The 17,538-nt window shown below is 47.9% G+C and carries 10 protein-coding genes; 9 read left to right on the forward strand and 1 reads right to left on the reverse strand.

Annotated elements, in window-relative coordinates; translation table 11 throughout:
• Positions 1 to 293 precede the first annotated feature (293 nt).
• The 6 genes from GCU44_RS16110 (at position 294) to GCU44_RS16135 (ending at position 10,453) form a co-directional block, all read left to right on the forward strand.
• Positions 294 to 3,851: a VCBS repeat-containing protein gene (locus tag GCU44_RS16110; RefSeq protein ID WP_206670851.1), complete on the forward strand. Its 3,558-nt coding sequence runs from the start codon at positions 294 to 296 to the stop codon at positions 3,849 to 3,851.
• Between the two features lie 170 nt (positions 3,852 to 4,021).
• Entirely contained in the window at positions 4,022 to 5,179 is a 1,158-nt protein-coding gene (locus GCU44_RS16115; protein ID WP_154857667.1) for a glycosyltransferase family 4 protein, read from the forward strand.
• Between the two features lie 86 nt (positions 5,180 to 5,265).
• Positions 5,266 to 6,087 (forward strand): polysaccharide biosynthesis/export family protein, encoded by an 822-nt coding sequence (locus GCU44_RS16120; protein ID WP_154857669.1) that lies wholly within the window; start codon positions 5,266 to 5,268, stop codon positions 6,085 to 6,087.
• A gap of 2 nt (positions 6,088 to 6,089) precedes the next feature.
• Positions 6,090 to 8,537, forward strand: coding sequence for a GumC family protein (locus tag GCU44_RS16125; RefSeq protein WP_154857671.1), 2,448 nt, complete (start codon positions 6,090 to 6,092; stop codon positions 8,535 to 8,537).
• A 63-nt stretch (positions 8,538 to 8,600) separates the two neighbouring features.
• Positions 8,601 to 9,647, forward strand: a complete 1,047-nt coding sequence (gene rfbB / locus GCU44_RS16130) for a dTDP-glucose 4,6-dehydratase (protein ID WP_154857673.1) — start codon at positions 8,601 to 8,603, stop codon at positions 9,645 to 9,647.
• An 11-nt stretch (positions 9,648 to 9,658) separates the two neighbouring features.
• Positions 9,659 to 10,453: a thymidylate synthase gene (locus GCU44_RS16135; RefSeq protein WP_154857675.1), complete on the forward strand. Its 795-nt coding sequence runs from the start codon at positions 9,659 to 9,661 to the stop codon at positions 10,451 to 10,453.
• Here the strand turns inward: GCU44_RS16135 and GCU44_RS16140 are convergent.
• Positions 10,450 to 11,265 carry an aminotransferase class IV gene (locus tag GCU44_RS16140; protein WP_154857678.1) on the reverse strand — a complete coding sequence of 272 codons (816 nt, stop codon included), beginning with the start codon at positions 11,263 to 11,265 and terminating at the stop codon, positions 10,450 to 10,452. The two genes, GCU44_RS16135 and GCU44_RS16140, sit on opposite strands and share 4 nt — an antisense overlap.
• Positions 11,266 to 11,501: 236 nt before the next feature.
• Between GCU44_RS16140 and GCU44_RS16145 the strand changes: the two genes are divergently transcribed.
• From GCU44_RS16145 to GCU44_RS16155, 3 genes are all read left to right on the forward strand, one after another.
• Entirely contained in the window at positions 11,502 to 12,839 is a 1,338-nt protein-coding gene (locus GCU44_RS16145) for a TolC family protein (protein WP_154857681.1), read from the forward strand.
• 14 nt (positions 12,840 to 12,853) lie between these two features.
• Entirely contained in the window at positions 12,854 to 14,161 is a 1,308-nt protein-coding gene (locus tag GCU44_RS16150) for an efflux RND transporter periplasmic adaptor subunit (protein WP_154857683.1), read from the forward strand.
• Positions 14,162 to 14,306: 145 nt separating this feature from the next.
• Complete coding sequence (locus tag GCU44_RS16155) at positions 14,307 to 17,531, forward strand: DUF1553 domain-containing protein (protein ID WP_241684985.1); 3,225 nt, start codon at positions 14,307 to 14,309, stop codon at positions 17,529 to 17,531.
• The last annotated feature ends 7 nt before the right edge of the window (positions 17,532 to 17,538 follow it).

The raw sequence follows: 17,538 nt of genomic DNA on the forward strand, positions 1-17,538 counted from the left end.
AAGTTAGATTTAGGAAATTTGGGAAAATAGTAGAAAAGTGAGGGACACCCTCACTTTTCTTTTTATCAGCCTATCGGTAAAATCCGGTCAATGCTGAACTGCTGCCACACATTTTTGCCCATCCGTTTATTTTACGACCGGCTGGTTTCTAAAGAAGAGCAGGACGAATGATCGTTACACACGGTGTTGGCATTTGACCTGATATCAATGATCCGATGTTCCTGCCTAAAGCCGGTTCAATGCCGATCAAAGCTTAATTTGTTGGCGATGATGAAAAGTAATAAATTTGCACTATGAATGTCAAAAATCGGATAGCCCTTTTTCAATTCGTTTTTTTTCTCCTGAGTGTCTTGATGCTATCTTTGAGCTGCAAGGAAAACAACGTGGATACACTCTTTTTACGATTGCCTGCGCAGCATACGGGCATTTCGTTTTCGAACGACATTGTTGAGTCCGATTCCTTCAATATTCTTACCGAAGAATTTATCTATAACGGCGCTGGTGTGGGTACGGCGGATTTTAACAACGATGGACTTCCTGATTTGTTTTTTGCCGGCAATGCGGTAGCTAACCGGCTCTACATTAATCAGGGAAACCTGCGATTTGAAGACATTTCGGAAAGTGCAGGAATCCAGGCATCCGAAAAATGGTGCACCGGCGTTACCGTCACCGACATCAATGGGGATGGCTGGATGGACCTGTACGTATCCGCGGCCATGAAAAAAGACTCGGTGGACCGAGCAAACCTACTTTTTATCAATCAGGGGCTGGATGCAGAGGGCATGCCTTTTTTTACCGAAGAAGCCGAGAAATACGGCCTCAATGAAATGGGATACAGCATGTCGGCTGCTTTTTTTGACTACGACCTGGATGGGGATTTGGATCTGTACGTACTGAATAACCTACTTGTAACCGATCTTCCGGGCGTTTTTCGAGACAAACTGACCGACGGCTCTGCCGGGAATAACGACCGCTTGTACCAAAATAATGGAGACGGTACATTTTCAGACGTAAGCCGGCAAGCGGGAATTCAAATTGAGGGATATGGGCTCGGATTGGCCATTTCGGACATCAACGGAGACGGTTATCCGGATATTTATGTAAGTAATGACTACTTGTCCAATGATCTGCTCTACCTAAACAACCGCGACGGCACCTTTACCAATGAAGTCCGGAACTATATCCGTCACCAAAGTCATTTTTCCATGGGGTTGGACGTAGGAGATATCAATAACGACGGACTCCAAGAAATCATCACACTGGATATGTTGGCTGAGAGTAATTTTCGAATGAAAACCACCATCAGTCAGAATTCTTACCAAAAATACGTCAATAACGATCGTTGGGGTTTTGAGTACCAGTACGTTCGGAACATGCTTCACCTGAACAATGGCAACGGGCTGCCCTTTAGTGAGATCGGGTTTTTGGCCGGAGTCTATCAAACGGATTGGAGCTGGTCCCCCTTATGGGCAGACGTGGATAACGATGGATACCGGGACTTACTGATTACCAATGGCTATCCCAGGGACATTACCGACAAGGATTTCACCAACTTCCGCGCTGATTTGGGTTCGGTGGCTACGACCAAAATGTTACTGGACTCCATACCTGTGGTAAAAATCCCCAATTATGGTTTCAGGAATAGGGGGAACCTCACCTTTGAAAACAGCAGCAAAGCCTGGGGAATCGATGTACCCTCTTTTTCAAACGGGGCAGTATATGTAGACCTGGATTTAGATGGAGATCTGGATTACGTGGTCAATAATATCAATCAGGAAGCATTCGTTTTTGAAAATCAACTGTATGATAAGACCGATGAACGTAGGGGAAATTACCTGAGAGTGAAACTTATCGGCAACCCAGACAACCGGCAGGGTTTGGGAGCAAAAGTACGAATTACGCTTGCTGACGGCCAAATCCTCCTGCGGGAGCAATTCACTGCCCGGGGATACATGTCTTCCGTAGAAGAAGTACTTCATTTTGGTTTGGGAAGTGTAACCAATATCGATTCCCTGGAGGTGATTTGGCCCAATGGGCACAGGCAGGTACAAAGAAACCTACCGGTCAATCAGGTGTTGCCGTTGGATATTGCAAATGCCCAAAAACCAACCCTTCCGGAGGAATCCGGTTCGGATACGGCAATGCCCCTGTTGGAGGAAGTAGGCGAAATGATGGGTCTGGCGATCGATCACCGGGAGCGGGATGTGGTGGATTATCACGTACAGCGAACGCTCCCACACAAGCTGTCGCAATTTGGGCCGGGGTTGGCTGTAGGAGACATCACCGGAGATGGCCTGGACGACTTGCTTGTGGGGGGAGCAGCGGGCTATCCACGGCAATTACTTTTTCAGGCGAAGGATGGGAGTTTCCGGGTTCAGGATTTCCCGCTTGCTTCCGAAAGCCAGATGGAAGATATGGGCTTATTGCTCTTTGATTGGGACATGGATGGGGATCTGGATTTGTACGCCGCTAGTGGGAGCAGTGAATTCGGGCTGGAAAACGAGGTGTACCGGGATCGGCTTTACGAGAACGATGGAAAGGGCAACTTTCGCTTGCTGGAAAATGCACTGCCAGACCTGCGGGAAGTAGGTACCGTCGTGCGGGCTGCGGACGTGGATGGAGACGGCTTTTTGGAGCTTTTTGTGGGAGCCCGATCCGGACAGGGAAAGTACCCCTTGCCGGGGAGAAGCGTTATTTTGAAAAAACAAGGGCAGAAAATGATCGATGTGACCGATAGCCTGGCACCGGGTCTGGCGACCATTGGAATGGTTACCGACGCCTTGTGGACGGATACAGACCAGGATGGACTCGTGGATTTGCTTCTGGTCGGGGAATTTATGCCGGTGACCATCTTCAAAAATACGGGTGGAAAATTAGTAAAACAGGAACATACCGGTCTGGAAGATGCACTTGGGTGGTGGAATGGAATCGTCGCTGCTGATTTTGACGCTGACGGTGATATGGATTATATCGTGGGCAATCTGGGACGAAATAACTTTTACCAGGTCACAGAGGAGCGGCCCTTATCGCTTTTGGCTGCGGATTTTGATAAAAATCAGAGCATTGACCCCATTTTATTCGCGTATTTCAAAAATCAAAACGGCGATTTTGAACAATTTCCCGTGCACTTCTGGCAGGATTTGTACGGGCAGAGTCCCTTGTTTAGAAAACGGTTTTCTACCTACAAATCCTATGGAAGGGCAGGGATGCAAGAGGTTTTGACAGCCGAGGAACTCGATTCAGCCTTGCACCTTAAGGCCAACTACATGGAGAGTAGTTACCTGGAAAACCTTGGCAATGGGCAGTTTTCCGTGCAACCCTTACCGCTATTGGCGCAGGTGGGACCGGTTTACGGAATGGTGGCTACTGACCTGGATGCGGATGGTAGTACCGATGTGTTACTGGTTGGAAATAATTATGGGAACGAGGTGTTTAGCGGTCGACAAGATGCCTTCGTAGGTCTGTGGCTCAAAGGGGATGGGGAAGGAGGGTTTGATCCCGTTTTGCCTTCCGAAAGTGGCTTTTTGGTGCCTGGAGACGGAAAATCCCTGGTGCGGTTGAAAACTTCGGATGAGCGGCTGATAACGTTGGCCGGACAAAACCGAAGCCGTTTGTTAGCATTTAGTGAAACCGGGGCTTCGGCTTCTCCGGCGTATTTTTTGCCCCAGACGCTGGATGTTGATGTAGTTTTTCGCCTAACGGGTGGCAGGTCAATTCGCAGGGAATTGTACCATGGATCGGGGTTTTTATCTCAGTCTACCCGTTGGCTAGAAATTCCGCGCGATGCGGAAAAAATCGAAGTAACCGACTATTCCGGGAAGGTTCGCACGATACCTGTATCCAGGGAATAACAATAGGGGCTGCAGCGAAGTAGTGAATGCCAGGTGGTAGGAGCGCAGGCATACTTTTTCAGACATTGGCTCGTTTATCCAGGTAGTATTTCCAGCAAGTTACCGCTCATTACGCCCAAACCTATCGAAATTAGAGGTATATTTGCATTTTTAACGAATCGCCCTACTGAATGCCAAAACTAATCCGAATCACGACCGTTCCCCTTTCCCTAAAATTACTACTAAGACACCAGTTGAAGTACATGGCCGAATCCGGTTACAAGGTTTTGGCTGTTGCTTCGGACGGGAAAGAGTGGCCGGATGTGTTACGGAATGAGAAGCATACCGAGCGGGTGATCGTACCCTTTACCAGGAAAATCACGCCCCTAAGGGACCTGCATTGCTTGTGGTTGCTGTACAAATTGTTTCGGGAGCAGAAGCCGGACATTGTGCACACGCACACGCCCAAGGCGGGTTTGCTGGGAATGGTAGCTGCCTGGGCCGCCGGTGTTCCGCACCGGGTCCATACCCTGGCTGGCATGCCACTGCTATCCAGGAAGAAAGTTCAAAAATCCTTGTTGCTTTTCGTCGAGAAAGCGACCTACCGCCTGGCGCATGAGGTATGGCCCAACGCCCATTCCTTGAAGGAATTCATTCTTCGCGAAAAATTAACCGACGAAAGAAAGATCAACGTGATAGGCAATGGAAGTTCCAATGGTGTGGACGTAGACCAGTTTAACAGGGGGAACCTACAGGAGAACCATTTGGTGGCGGCCACGATGAGAATTTCTCCGGGAGAGAACGAGTTCCTTTTTCTGGCGGTTGGACGATTGGTGAAAGACAAGGGAATCGCCGAACTGGTGGAGGCTTTTGTTCAGTCGAAGATCGTCGACCGTTCCAAATTGGTCTTATTGGGAGATTTTGAACAGGAACTTAATCCCCTGAGCAGGAAGACGATGAACCAAATTGCCGATCATCCAAAAATTATTCACGTGCCTTGGTCCGATCACGTGGCCCACTACATGGCGCTCTCCGATGTGCTGGTGCATCCGTCACACCGGGAAGGCTTTCCCAATGTATTATTAGAGGCTGGAGCCATGTGCTGTCCGGTTATTTGTTCGGACATAGCAGGCAATCTCGAGGTAGTTTCCCCAATGAAATCGGCATTGGTTTTCCCGGTCGGGCAGGTGCAGGCATTGCAGGAGGCCATGGAATACGCCTTCGTGAAAAGAGCCCGGATGCAAGACTTCGCAGAAAACCTGTACCGGATAGTTGTGGGTGGTTATACCAGAAAATCCGTACACCTGAGTATGTTGAATGCATATAATCGCATGTTGAATAGAAAATAACGTATTTAAAATTATTTGCAAATAATAATTTTGTATACCGTCCTATTTACTTAATTTTGACTCCGGGCAATCTGAACTTTTACCGAATGAGGCCGATTTGTATCCTGCTGTTTGTTGTCATGATCACCTCCTGCATCAGCAACAAACGAATCAATTACCTTCAAAACCTTAGTGGGAATGAAGCCATCGAGTTGGATGAGTTTATTCCCTATGCCGATGTTGATTACGAGTACGTCCTGCAACCCCACGACATCGTGGAAATAGATTTCGCTTCTCCGGATGAGGAATTGCTTCGGGCATTTGAGTACCAGGGAGCCTCTGCTGCCCGGGGTGCACGGGGAGGAGGGGGTGCCGCTGCTGGTGGAGCGATGGATGTATTTTATTTTTCCGGATATCCGCTTGACAAAAACGGTTTTGTACGCATGCCCGTATTGGGGACGATCAAATTATCCGGATTAACGGAGGAAGCTGCCCGAATCAAGGTGCAGGAAGCCGTTAACGTTTATTTTAAGGAAGACGTAGAGGTGAGATTGCGTATCGGTGGCATCCGTTTTACAACCCTGGGTGAATTTCAAAGCGTGGGCCCAAAAATCATCCTAAAAAACAGGGCGACGATCTTTGATGCAATTTCTATGGCGGGTGAATCCAGTATTTTGGCGCGAAAAAATGAATTGTTTTTGATACGCCAATACGACGGAGGTACCAAAATTCATCAAATTAATCTGAATGATAGACAGCTGTTGGCATCGCCGTTTTATTTTATCCAGCCCAATGACATTCTGTATTTGCAACCCATGCAAATACGGCAGATTGGTTCGGGGGAAAATTTCTCCGCCAGTCTGCAGTTGGGGTTATCCATCATTACTGCCGTGATGTTTTTTTACGGGATCACTTCAGGAATTTTTTGAGCATGGAAAATCTAGATTTGTCCAAATTCGAAGAACAGGAAAAGCCAATTGATATAAAGTATTATATCATCAAGTATTTTCGGTACTGGCCCTTGTACCTGTTTTGTATCCTGATTGGCTTGCTGGCCGTGTTTCTTTTTCATCGTTACACCGTAGAACGGTTTGAGGTCAAAGGTAGCGTGCTGATCAAGAGTAACCTCTCTCCAGAAGTACGCATACTCGATCGATCGAATATTTTTTCGGGAGGAGAAAACCTCACCAACGATATTTTGCTTTTTTCATCCAAAAACCTGGCAGCAGAAGCGTTGGAAAAGGTACATTTTGACGTCAGCTATTTTGCGTCCACAACCATTAAGGAAATCGAACTGTATACCAATAGCCCAATTCGGGTGGATGTGGACTGGGATTACCCTCAAATGGAAAATAGAAAAATCCGGATTGAAATCCTCTCAGATTCTACGTTCCAGCTATTGCCGGGGGAAAACATGTTTTTTGATCGGTTTTTCATGAGTTACCAATACGTAGAAGAGGACCGGGATATTTTTGGCAAGGAATTTTACTTTGGCGAACCGGTGGTGGGAGACCATGCCCGGTTTACCGTGCACCAAACGACACATTCGCCCCAATACGATACCTATGAATTCTTGCTTCATTCGCCTCAATCCCTGATCGATAGCTATGCGGGGTCGGTGCAGGTGAGGCCCTTGATCAATTACGGTTCGGTGCTTGAGGTGAGCATGACCACAAAAATTGTAGAAAAAGGAAGCGATTATGTCAATGCGCTCATGGATTCCTTTTTGGAATACGACCTGCGGGAAAAAAACCAGATTTCAGAGAATGCCCTACGGTTTATCGAAGAGCAACTCTTTATTGTGGAGGATTCATTGAATTCGGTCGAGCGACGGATGCAGCGCTTCAAAGTGGACAATAAAATGCTGGATGTGGATGCAGAGTTTGGCGGTGTGCTAAACAGCATCCAACTGTTGGAAGAGAACATTCAATCCATCGATTTCGAACTGGCCTATTATACTGCCCTCAAGGATTACCTGCTTACGAAATCAGACAATTTTGAAGAGATCGTCGCTCCCTCGCTGATCGGTATTACGGACGGGCTTCTCAGCGAACTGATTCAGCAATTGGTGGATCAGTCCCTGGAGCGAAGGAAGCTATTAACTGCAGTCAGGGAGACCCATCCGGACGTTGCGGCCCTGGACCGACAGATTGGGCGGTTGAAAGAAAACATCTTCGAAAACATTGAAAACCTGGTCACCAATACAGAGAATAAGAAAAAACAGTACCAGCAAAAATTGGCTGCCTTTGATCGTCAGTTTGCCAACCTGCCCCAGGCAGAGTCCAACTATTCATCCATTTTTCGGGAGTTCAAACTTCGGGAAAACCTGTATACCTATTTGCTCGAAAAGCGCGCAGAGGCAGGCATCGCAAAGGCTTCGAATGTACCCGATAATAGCATTGTGGATTATGCTAAACGCGGCATACTCATTTACCCCAAAAAGACGCAAAATTATTCCTATGCGCTAGGACTTGGTTTTTTCCTTCCCCTCGGGTTTTTGCTGCTGTTTCATTACCTCAATAACCGAATCATGGATCAGGTTCAGCTAAAAAATTTGTTGAGAATTCCACTTCTGGGAACGATAGGTTTCAGTGACAAAGACACCAATTTGTTGGTGGCAGAGCACCCGAGGTCCCTGGCGTCTGAATCGTTTCGATCCTTGCGATCCGCCCTTTTTTACATTGCGAGCGAAAAGAAATGCAAAAAAATCCTGGTAACCTCCAGTGTCTCCGGAGAGGGCAAAACCTACATCAGCCTCAACCTGGCATCCGCCATGGCCTTAAGTGGCAAAAAGACCTGTATTATCGGATTGGATTTGAGGAAACCGAAACTGTCTACCTACCTGGATATCTCCAGTAAAAAAGGGCTGTCCGGATACCTGATCGACAAAGATAGCGCCGATGAAATCATCGTTCCCACAGCATACGACAACCTGTTTGTTGTCCCTTCGGGACCCGTACCACCTAACCCGGCGGAGCTGCTTTTGAAGGCCAAAATGAATGATTTTTTGGATAGGCTGGAAAAGGAATTTGACATCATCGTGATGGATTGTCCCCCGGTAGGGTTGGTGTCGGAGACCATGGATTTGTTGCGTTTTTCGGACGTAAACCTGTATATTGTAAGGCATGATTTTACCCATAAAAATCAATTATTAATGATCAATGATCTGTATGCAAATGACCAGATTAGAAATTTTTATGCGATATTTAATGGACTGAAAAGTGGGGGGGATACCTATGATTTTGGCGGGTACAATTACGGGTATGGCTACAATTATTCCTACATGAAAAAAAACAGGTACGGAGAAGGGTATTATGCAGCGGAGCCTCGCTACCGGCCGGGTTGGTTCAAAAAACTGATCAATAGGTTTAAGGTTTAATCTGCACACGGTATTTAACTAGTTTTTAGAATTTATTTATTAGTTTGTTTGAACGAATTTGCTATGAAAAAATCAATTTTAATTACCGGCGGAGCGGGGTTTATTGGCTCCCATGTGGTTCGACTTTTTGTGAATCGGTATCCGGATTACCGAATCATTAATCTGGATTGCCTGACCTATGCGGGTAATTTGGAAAATCTTTCGGATATAGAAGGAAAAACCAATTACGTATTTTCAAAGGTGGATATCAACGATAGCACCCAATTGGAGCAGGTATTTAACGATTTTCAGGTAACCGATGTGATCCATCTTGCGGCCGAATCCCACGTGGACCGATCCATTACCGATCCGCTTTCTTTCGTAAAGACCAATGTGGTGGGCACGGTCAATTTACTGAATGCCGCAAAAAATTTCTGGAAGGATCTATCGCAGCATCTTTTTTACCATGTTTCTACCGATGAGGTTTATGGTTCACTGGATAACGGAGGGTTTTTTACCGAATCCACACCTTACGACCCGCAGTCTCCCTATTCCGCATCCAAAGCGGCCTCGGATCATTTTGTGCGGGCCTATGCCAATACGTACGGACTTCGAACCGTACTTTCCAACTGTTCGAATAACTACGGTCCCAATCAATTTCCCGAAAAATTAATCCCGCTTTGCATACACAACATCAAAGAGGGAAAACCCCTTCCAGTCTACGGAAAGGGCGAAAATGTCAGGGATTGGCTCTATGTGGAAGATCATGCCCGCGCCATTGATTTGCTTTTTCACCAAGGCGAGACTGGAAATACCTACAATATTGGCGGGTTTAACGAATGGAAAAACATTGATATTGTGCGATTGGTTTGCGAGATTATGGACCAGAAACTGGGGAGAACAGCGGGTGAATCTGCCAAACTCATTACATTTGTAAAGGATCGGGCCGGGCATGATTTAAGGTATGCCATCGACGCAAAGAAAATCAACGAGGAACTGGGCTGGAAACCACTGCAAACCTTCGAAACCGGCATCGAAAAAACCATCCATTGGTACCTGGATAACGAGGCCTGGCTGCAGCGGGTCACCTCTGGGGATTACCTGAAATACTACCAGGAACACTACGGCTAAGTAAAACAATCATGAGACAATACCATCAACTACTACAGCACATTTTGGCGAATGGGGTACAGAAAGGAGACCGTACCGGAACCGGAACCATCAGTGTGTTCGGTTACCAGATGCGGTTTGACCTTTCCGAGGGGTTTCCGCTCGTTACCACTAAAAAATGTCATACCCGATCCATTTTTCACGAATTGCTCTGGTTTTTAAAAGGCGACACCAACATCGCGTACCTGAAGGAAAACAAGGTGTCCATCTGGGACGAATGGGCAAACGAAGCGGGTGATTTGGGTCCGGTATACGGATACCAGTGGCGGCATTGGCCCGATGGGAAAGGAGGAGAAATCGACCAAATAAAAAATCTTATTCACCAAATCAAAACGAATCCGAACTCCCGCAGGCTCATTGTAAGCGCCTGGAATGTAGCAGACGTGGACCAAATGGCACTCCCTCCCTGCCACCTATTGTTTCAGTTTTACGTGGCTGAGGGCAAACTTTCCTGCCAGTTGTACCAACGTAGCGCAGACGTTTTTCTAGGCGTACCCTTCAACATAGCCTCTTATGCACTTTTCCTTTCCATGGTAGCCCAGGTTTGTGACCTCATACCGGGGGAATTCGTCCATACCTTCGGTGATGCCCATTTGTATACCAATCACCTGGATCAGGCGCGCTTGCAGCTTAGTCGGGATTGCAGGCCCCTGCCCCGGTTGAAACTTAATCCCGAAATAAAAGATATCTTCGCTTTTCGCTACGAAGATATTCGATTGGAAAATTACGATCCCCACCCACACATAAAGGCCGAGGTTTCTGTTTAACTGTTCGTAGACGAACCAAATAGCGCTGCTATCCCGGGAACGGGTTGAGTAGCAAATGAAATCCCCTGTATTTGTTCCAAGTAGCTGATCCCGGAAACGTTGCTTACAAATACCTGCTCGGCTTGCAATAGATCGTCTGGCCGAAAGCTGCCCTCAATCAGGGTAAGGTTCATTTCCTGAAGTTTTATGAGGATTTGTCTCCTGGCTACCCCGGCCACACAGGCATGCCGGAGCGAGGGCGTGTAGAATATGCCTTCTTTTTGCCAGAATAAATTGGCGCTTCCAGCTTCCGACAGGTATCCGTTCTGGTCCAACAAGATGACTTCCTCCTGTTGCTTTTTTTGCCGTTCCAGATTGGCCATCACGTAGGGAAGCGCGTTGAGTGTTTTGCAATTTGCCCACGAATTGTAAGGAACCCGAATTGAATCACTGATGTAGGCTGTTTTTTTTACGCTTGTCGCGGGATGAAAAGGAGCCACCGTTAGTAATTCGCAATACCCATTATCTGTGGGGGTATATTTCCCCAGTCCGGCTCTGAAAACCGTCCATCGTAGGCGGAAGGTTCCCGTCTTTCCGACCTGGTTTGCAACCAATCTGGCGATGGCCTTTACCTCTGGAAGTTCTTCGGATTGAATCATCAAAGCCCGTATACCTTTTAGCAGGCGCTCCTGATGCAAACGTTCAAACCGTATTTTTCCATCGATATAAACCATCGTCTCAAAAATGCCATCCCCAAAAAGCATCGCTCGGTTGGGGGGGAAAGCCGGGACCTCCCGGAAGCTATTCGGACTCTCGGAAAAGAAATGTCTCATTATCGTACAATCAGCTGTCCGAATTTGGACGGTTTGCGTGAAGCATTTTTGTAAACTGTTAAAATTAATTAATTTTTGAGGCAGAAGGGCAATAGTTAGCGAATTTCGCCTAAACTTGCAAGAAATACCAAAACTAGCACTAATTTTGACAATGGTAACGAAGTTTTTATTAACTTTATAGTCATGCCTAAAAACTTTCTCCATCAAACGTACACGTTCCAAATGACTTGCAACCTATGAAACGAATTTTACTCCTATTTTTTTTAGGCTGGGGGCTAGTGCAGCACGGGTTTTCGCAAACTACTTCTGGTAAATTAAGTCTGGAACAATGTGTTCAAATAGCCCTGGAAAACAACCTCAATCTAAAACGCAGCGAGTTGAACTTGCTTTCCTCAGAAGCGACGTTGATGGAGTCAAGGGGACAGCAATTGCCTTCGTTTTCCATGGGTGCTTCCTCTGGCTTTCGCTGGGGGCGCTCCATCAATCCCGTCACCAACTTGTTTGAAACCCGAAGAATTGGAAACGTAAACGTCTCCGCGAATTCCAGTTTGCCGATCTTTGCCGGGGGGCAGATTCAAAACAGCATCCGTCAGGCAGAAACCACTGTAGAAACCAATCGGCTGAATCTGGAAGCCAGCCGCAACGATATTTCGTTGAACACGGTCAACCTGTTTATCAATGTAGCTTTTGCGCGTGAGCAGCTCAACATTGCCAACTCTCAGTTGACGACTAGCAAAGATCAGTTGGAACGAACCGAAAAATTGGTACAAGCGGGTTCTCTTCCGGTAGCCGATCAGCTAGATTTGCAGGCACAAATGGCCACCAACGAGCTTGAGGTAATCAATGCAGAAAACAACCTGCGGATAGCCCGGTTAAATTTGTCGCAGGCACTGCAGTTGCCCTTTACCGATGATTTTGATATTCTGATTCCGGAGTTGGAGGTAGACGGACTGGAGATCGAAACGCGAGGTGTTGCGCACATTTATTCTGTTGCCGAGGGGATACTTCCAGAGGTAAAAGCAGCCGAACTCGGCATACAGGCAGCAGATTACGGTGTTCGAATCGCGAAGGGGACGTTTTTACCGAGCCTAAACTTGAGCGCGAACGTTTTTTCCAATTACGTGGACCAAACCAATTTTGCTACATCGGATCCCCTGCTGCGGCAATTTGAAAACAATTTATCGCAAGCAGCTAATTTGGGTTTATCCATTCCGATTTTTTCCAATTTCAGAAATCGGGCGAGCGTGCAGCGAGCCAGGGTTCAACGTAGGCTAAGTGAAATCTCCGAAATAGAAGTTCGGAATCAGTTGCGGCAGGACATCGAATCAGCCTATACCTCGGCGTACGCGGCAAGGCAATCCTACCGGAGTTCACTACTGCGGGTAGAGGCATTGGAAGAAGCCTTTCGAATGGCGCAGCAACGCTTTGAGGTAGGGGCAATAAACGCCGTAGACTTTCAAGTCGCCCAAAACAATCTGTTCAATGCACAGGCAGACCTGGTGTCTGCGAAATACGAATACGTCTTCAGTGTGAAGGTGCTTGATTTTTACCTTGGAAAGCCACTTACACTCTAATTCAATCCCAAATCATGACAACTAAAAAGTCGAATAAACTAATTTACAGCCTATTGGCAGTAGTAGCCCTCTTGGTAATCGTTACATTGGTAGGCAGAAAGGCTGGATGGATAGGCGGAGAAAAACCACTGGAGGTAGAGGTAGGGAAAGTTATCAAACGAGACATTGTGGAAAAAGTTAGTGCATCCGGTGTGGTTCAGCCTGAGAGAGAAGTAAAGCTGAGTCCCGATGTAGCGGGGGAAATCATCGAATTGAATGTGAACGAAGGGGATTCTGTAAAACAGGGCGACCTGTTGGTAAAAATCAGACCGGATAATTTCATTTCTGCGCTGGATCGCTCACAGGCAAATTTAAACCAGCAATTGGCCAACCTTGCCCAATCCAAGGCTTCTCTGAAACGCGCAGAAGCGCAATTTACCCGTGCAGAGCTTTCGTTTCAGCGGAATTCGAAACTATACGAAGACAACGTCATATCAGACGCCGACTTCGAGCAGGCAAAAGCGGAATTTTTGACGGCGCAAAACGATCTGGAAGCAGCGAGACAGTCGGTTTTGGCTGCCGAATACGTTATCAAAAGCGCCCAGGCCTCGGTGGATGAGGCTGCGGAAAACCTTCGACTTACCAACGTATACTCGCCCACCAATGGTGTGGTTTCCAGCCTATTGGTAGAACAAGGAGAACGTGTGGTAGGAACGGCTCAGATGGCGGGAACTGAAATGCTTCGCATCGCCGATTTATCGCGGATGGAGGTTCGGGTTAACGTCAATGAAAATGACATCGTCCGAATCAGTATGCACGATACCACCTTGATTGACGTAGATGCCTATGCGTTTAGTGGGAAAAAGTTTTCCGGGGTAGTTACTGCCATTGCCAATTCGGCCAACGAGAAGGCGAGTGCAGATGCAGTCACAGAATTTGAGGTGCGCATCCGGATTTTAAATGCGTCCTACGAAGAATTGATATCGGAGGGCAACCCTTTTCCTTTCCGACCAGGCATGACGGCAAGCGTGGAGATCATTACGGACAGAAAGGAAGCGGTGCTATCCATTCCCCTGGCAGCAGTCACTACCCGTGCCAACGAAACGGTAGATTCCGAAGGAGGGATAGAGCGAATGAAAGAATTGGTTTTCATTAGAGAAGGCGAGGTGGCAAAAATTCGCGAGATAAAAACTGGAATTTCAGATTTTGAAAATATTGAGGTGTTGGAAGGTATTGCCGAAGGGCAGGAAGTGATCACGGGTCCTTATTTTGTCGTGAGCACACAATTGGAAAACGATAAACCGGTAAAGTTATCCGAAGAAGAAAACCCAAAAGAAGACTAATCCCCTTGCTCCGGGATTACCGGAGCTGACATCCCTTCCGGTTCGTTGCCTGGCTATCAGTTGGTTTTGCGTAGATTTTGTTTCGAATTTTCGAAGTAGCTATGTTTTTTTTTCTTATTTTAGCCAGCGTACCAGGTTTTCTTGTATGGATTCGACGAATTTTGTTTCCCGCAGCATCGGGTGGGTTTGGATGGCACCTGCCCTGACCGGCATTCTTTTCGTGGGCTGCGGTCCCACGATTCCCGATACTGTTCGCAACGCGGCGGAAAATATCCCGGAAGAAATTTCGTATAACCTACACGTCAAACCCATCTTGTCCGATCGTTGCTTTTCCTGTCACGGTCCGGATCCCAATACCCGGGAGGCAGGGTTGCGGCTGGATACCGAGGAAGGCGCCTACCAAACCCTGCAGGACCGATGGATGAAAAAGGCCGTTTCTCCCGGCAAACCAGGCAGTAGTGAGCTATTTCACCGCATTTTGGCCGAAGATCCGGAACTACGCATGCCCCCTCCGGAATCCAACTTGTCTCTCTCTGACCAGGAAAAAGCACTGCTGATTCGCTGGATCGAACAGGGAGCCGAATACCAGGATCATTGGGCCTATCTTCCGCCGGAGAAAGTGCCGTTACCTGTCCCTAAAAATACCAGCAGCGCAAAAAATGAGGTCGATGCATTTGTTTTTAGTCGACTGGATCGGGAAGGATTGGAACCCTCCCCGGAAGCACCTGCCCACACCTTGATTCGTCGCCTGGCCTTTGATCTTACTGGTTTGCCACCCGACTGGGAAATGGTGGAGCGGTTTGTAAACGATCCCTCGCCGAATGCCTACGAAAACCTGGTGGACGAATTGCTTGCCTCGGATGCCTATGCGGAGCGTATGGCCCTGGATTGGTTGGATGTGGCTCGGTATGCAGATTCCCATGGCCTGCATGCCGATGGAATCCGGATGATGTGGCCCTGGAGGGATTGGGTGATCGGGGCGTTTCGATCCAACATGCCCTACGATCAGTTCATCCAATGGCAAATAGCAGGAGACATGATGCCCGGGTCAAAAAAGGATCAGGTGTTGGCCACGGCGTTTAACCGAAATCACCAAATGACCGCCGAAGGCGGAATCATCGATGAGGAGTACCGATTGGAGTACGTGTTTGATCGATCCGAAACCACCGCCAAGGCTTTTTTGGGGCTTACCATGGAATGTGCCAAGTGCCACGATCACAAGTTTGATCCCTTGTCTCAAAGGGATTATTTTAGTTTGGCGGCATTTTACAACAATGTAGACGAGGTGGGAATGACCGGAGACGATAAAAATGCCGGTCCGATGATGCTGTTTACTGACGGGAAAACGGACCAAGAAATTGACCGCATCAAGAAAAAAATTAGCGAACTGGAAAGCAGGCAGCAGGCAGCCTTAACCGATCCGGTAGCAGTAACCAGTAAGAATTTACCGTCGACCACGCTGCAAAAGGGTTTGGTTGCCCACTTTCCTCTCGCTAGCCACGAAAACGAAATGACCCTCTCCGCCGACAAGGCATTGGAAGCGAGGGTATCGGGCAGTCCCGAACCGGTCACCGGACCCTTACCGGGACAGGGTGCGCTCCGGTTTAAAGAAGACTACGACATCATCGAAATCCCCGCAACCGGGCTTTTTGAGATGGATCAACCTTTTTCCTACAGCATCTGGATCAATCCGGAAACCGTTGAACCCTACCGGTTTATTTTAGGAAATATTGGCAACAAAAATACGTATTGGAGAGGCTACGAACTGTACCTGGACAGCCTGAACCGTATCAACGTACAGTTGATCCATGCCCTTCCGCACAACGCCATTCATGTAAGCAGTGATCAGCGGTTGCCAACCAATGAGTGGACCCATGTGGCCTTTACTTACGATGGCTCTGGCAAAGCAAGCGGGTTGCGGGTTTTTATCAACGGGCAACAATCGAAGGGGCAGGTGGAAAAGGATAACCTGTACAAAAGCATCCTTCCGGTAAATACAAGTTATACGGTGGTCGACAAGGCCTTGCGGTTGGCCAGGAGTTACCGCGTGTTTAGTGGAGACGACGGGATTTACACGGGTAGCCTGGCCGATTTAAAGATTTACAAGCGAGCATTGACTGATTGGGAAGTAGCCGGGCTGTTTTCCGAAGAGGCAGGAAAAGCTCCAGAGGATCAGGCAGCAGCCCTGACGTATACCAATTATTGGGAGAATCCAGATCTGGCTGTGCTTGCTGATTCGCTCGCTTTTTGGCGGCAGAAGAAACTGAAATTGATGGGAGAAATTGAGGAGGTAATGGTCATGCAGGAACGCCCCGTTCCCCGAAAAACCTTTTTGTTGGAGCGAGGAGCGTACGATGCACCTGCGGAAGAAGTGGAAGCGGCGGTTCCCGAGGTACTTTCGGGTTTTTCGCCGGATTGGCCAAAGAACCGACTGGGATTAGCAAAATGGCTGACCAGTCCGAAAAATCCACTGGTAGCACGGGTAACCGTAAACCGCTACTGGTACAGGATTTTTGGACGCGGGATCGTGCCTACGGTGGACGATTTTGGGAGTCAGGGACAACTGCCCAGTCACCCGGAACTGCTGGATTGGCTGGCGGTAGATTTCATGGAAAACGGTTGGGATGTAAAACAGCTCTTAAAAAAGATGGTCATGTCGGCTACGTACCGGCAGTCTTCGGAACCTACGGAACTATTATTGGAACGAGACCCGGATAACGTGCTTTTGGCTAGAGGGGCCCGCCATCGGCTACAGGGGGAGTTTATCCGGGATAATTACTTAAAAGCCAGTGGGCTCCTGGTAAAGCAGGTGGGAGGACCAAGTGTAAAGCCCTATCAGCCGCCCGGCATCTGGGAGGAGAAAGGAGAATTTTCTTATTTTTTGTACAATTACCGGCAAGATAGCGGGGCAAATTTGTACCGCAGGAGCATGTATACCTTTATCAGACGCACGGCACCTCCTCCAGCCATGACTACCTTTGATGTGCCCAACCGGGAGGAGTGCTTGGTTTCCCGGCAGGAGACCAATACCCCGTTGCAACCGCTAGTATTGATGAACGATCCCCAGGTGACGGAAGCGGCCCGGGTAATGGCCGAGAAGATGCTGCAAGCGGGTGATCTGGAACAGCAGTTGGTAGCGGGCGTACGCAATTCCCTGGGCAGAGATCCGAAAAGGGAAGAAGTGGAAGTGCTTAAAAGCATGTATACCTCGGAATTGAAGCGTTTTGAAACAGATCCTGCGGCCGCAAGGGAGCTGTTGGCGGTAGGCGAATATCCGGCAAACGCCCGCATCCCTGCCGAAAAAACGGCGGCCATGACCATGGTTGCGAGTCTTTTGTTTAACCATTACGAATTCTATACCAAAAAGTAACCCCAAG

This window comes from Cyclobacterium xiamenense, assembly GCF_009467825.1.
Taxonomy (GTDB): Bacteria; Bacteroidota; Bacteroidia; order Cytophagales; family Cyclobacteriaceae; genus Cyclobacterium; species Cyclobacterium xiamenense.

Excerpts from the sequence above, each read along its gene's own strand:
- GCU44_RS16120 (WP_154857669.1), top strand. The coding sequence starts at position 5,266 with ATGAGGCCGATTTGTATCCTGCTGTTTGTTGTCATGATCACCTCCTGC.
- GCU44_RS16140 (WP_154857678.1), bottom strand. The coding sequence starts at position 11,265 with ATGAGACATTTCTTTTCCGAGAGTCCGAATAGCTTCCGGGAGGTCCCG.
- GCU44_RS16155 (WP_241684985.1), top strand. The coding sequence starts at position 14,307 with ATGGATTCGACGAATTTTGTTTCCCGCAGCATCGGGTGGGTTTGGATG.
- GCU44_RS16110 (WP_206670851.1), top strand. The coding sequence starts at position 294 with ATGAATGTCAAAAATCGGATAGCCCTTTTTCAATTCGTTTTTTTTCTC.
- GCU44_RS16150 (WP_154857683.1), top strand. The coding sequence starts at position 12,854 with ATGACAACTAAAAAGTCGAATAAACTAATTTACAGCCTATTGGCAGTA.
- rfbB (WP_154857673.1), top strand. The coding sequence starts at position 8,601 with ATGAAAAAATCAATTTTAATTACCGGCGGAGCGGGGTTTATTGGCTCC.
- GCU44_RS16145 (WP_154857681.1), top strand. The coding sequence starts at position 11,502 with ATGAAACGAATTTTACTCCTATTTTTTTTAGGCTGGGGGCTAGTGCAG.
- GCU44_RS16115 (WP_154857667.1), top strand. The coding sequence starts at position 4,022 with ATGCCAAAACTAATCCGAATCACGACCGTTCCCCTTTCCCTAAAATTA.
- GCU44_RS16135 (WP_154857675.1), top strand. The coding sequence starts at position 9,659 with ATGAGACAATACCATCAACTACTACAGCACATTTTGGCGAATGGGGTA.
- GCU44_RS16125 (WP_154857671.1), top strand. The coding sequence starts at position 6,090 with ATGGAAAATCTAGATTTGTCCAAATTCGAAGAACAGGAAAAGCCAATT.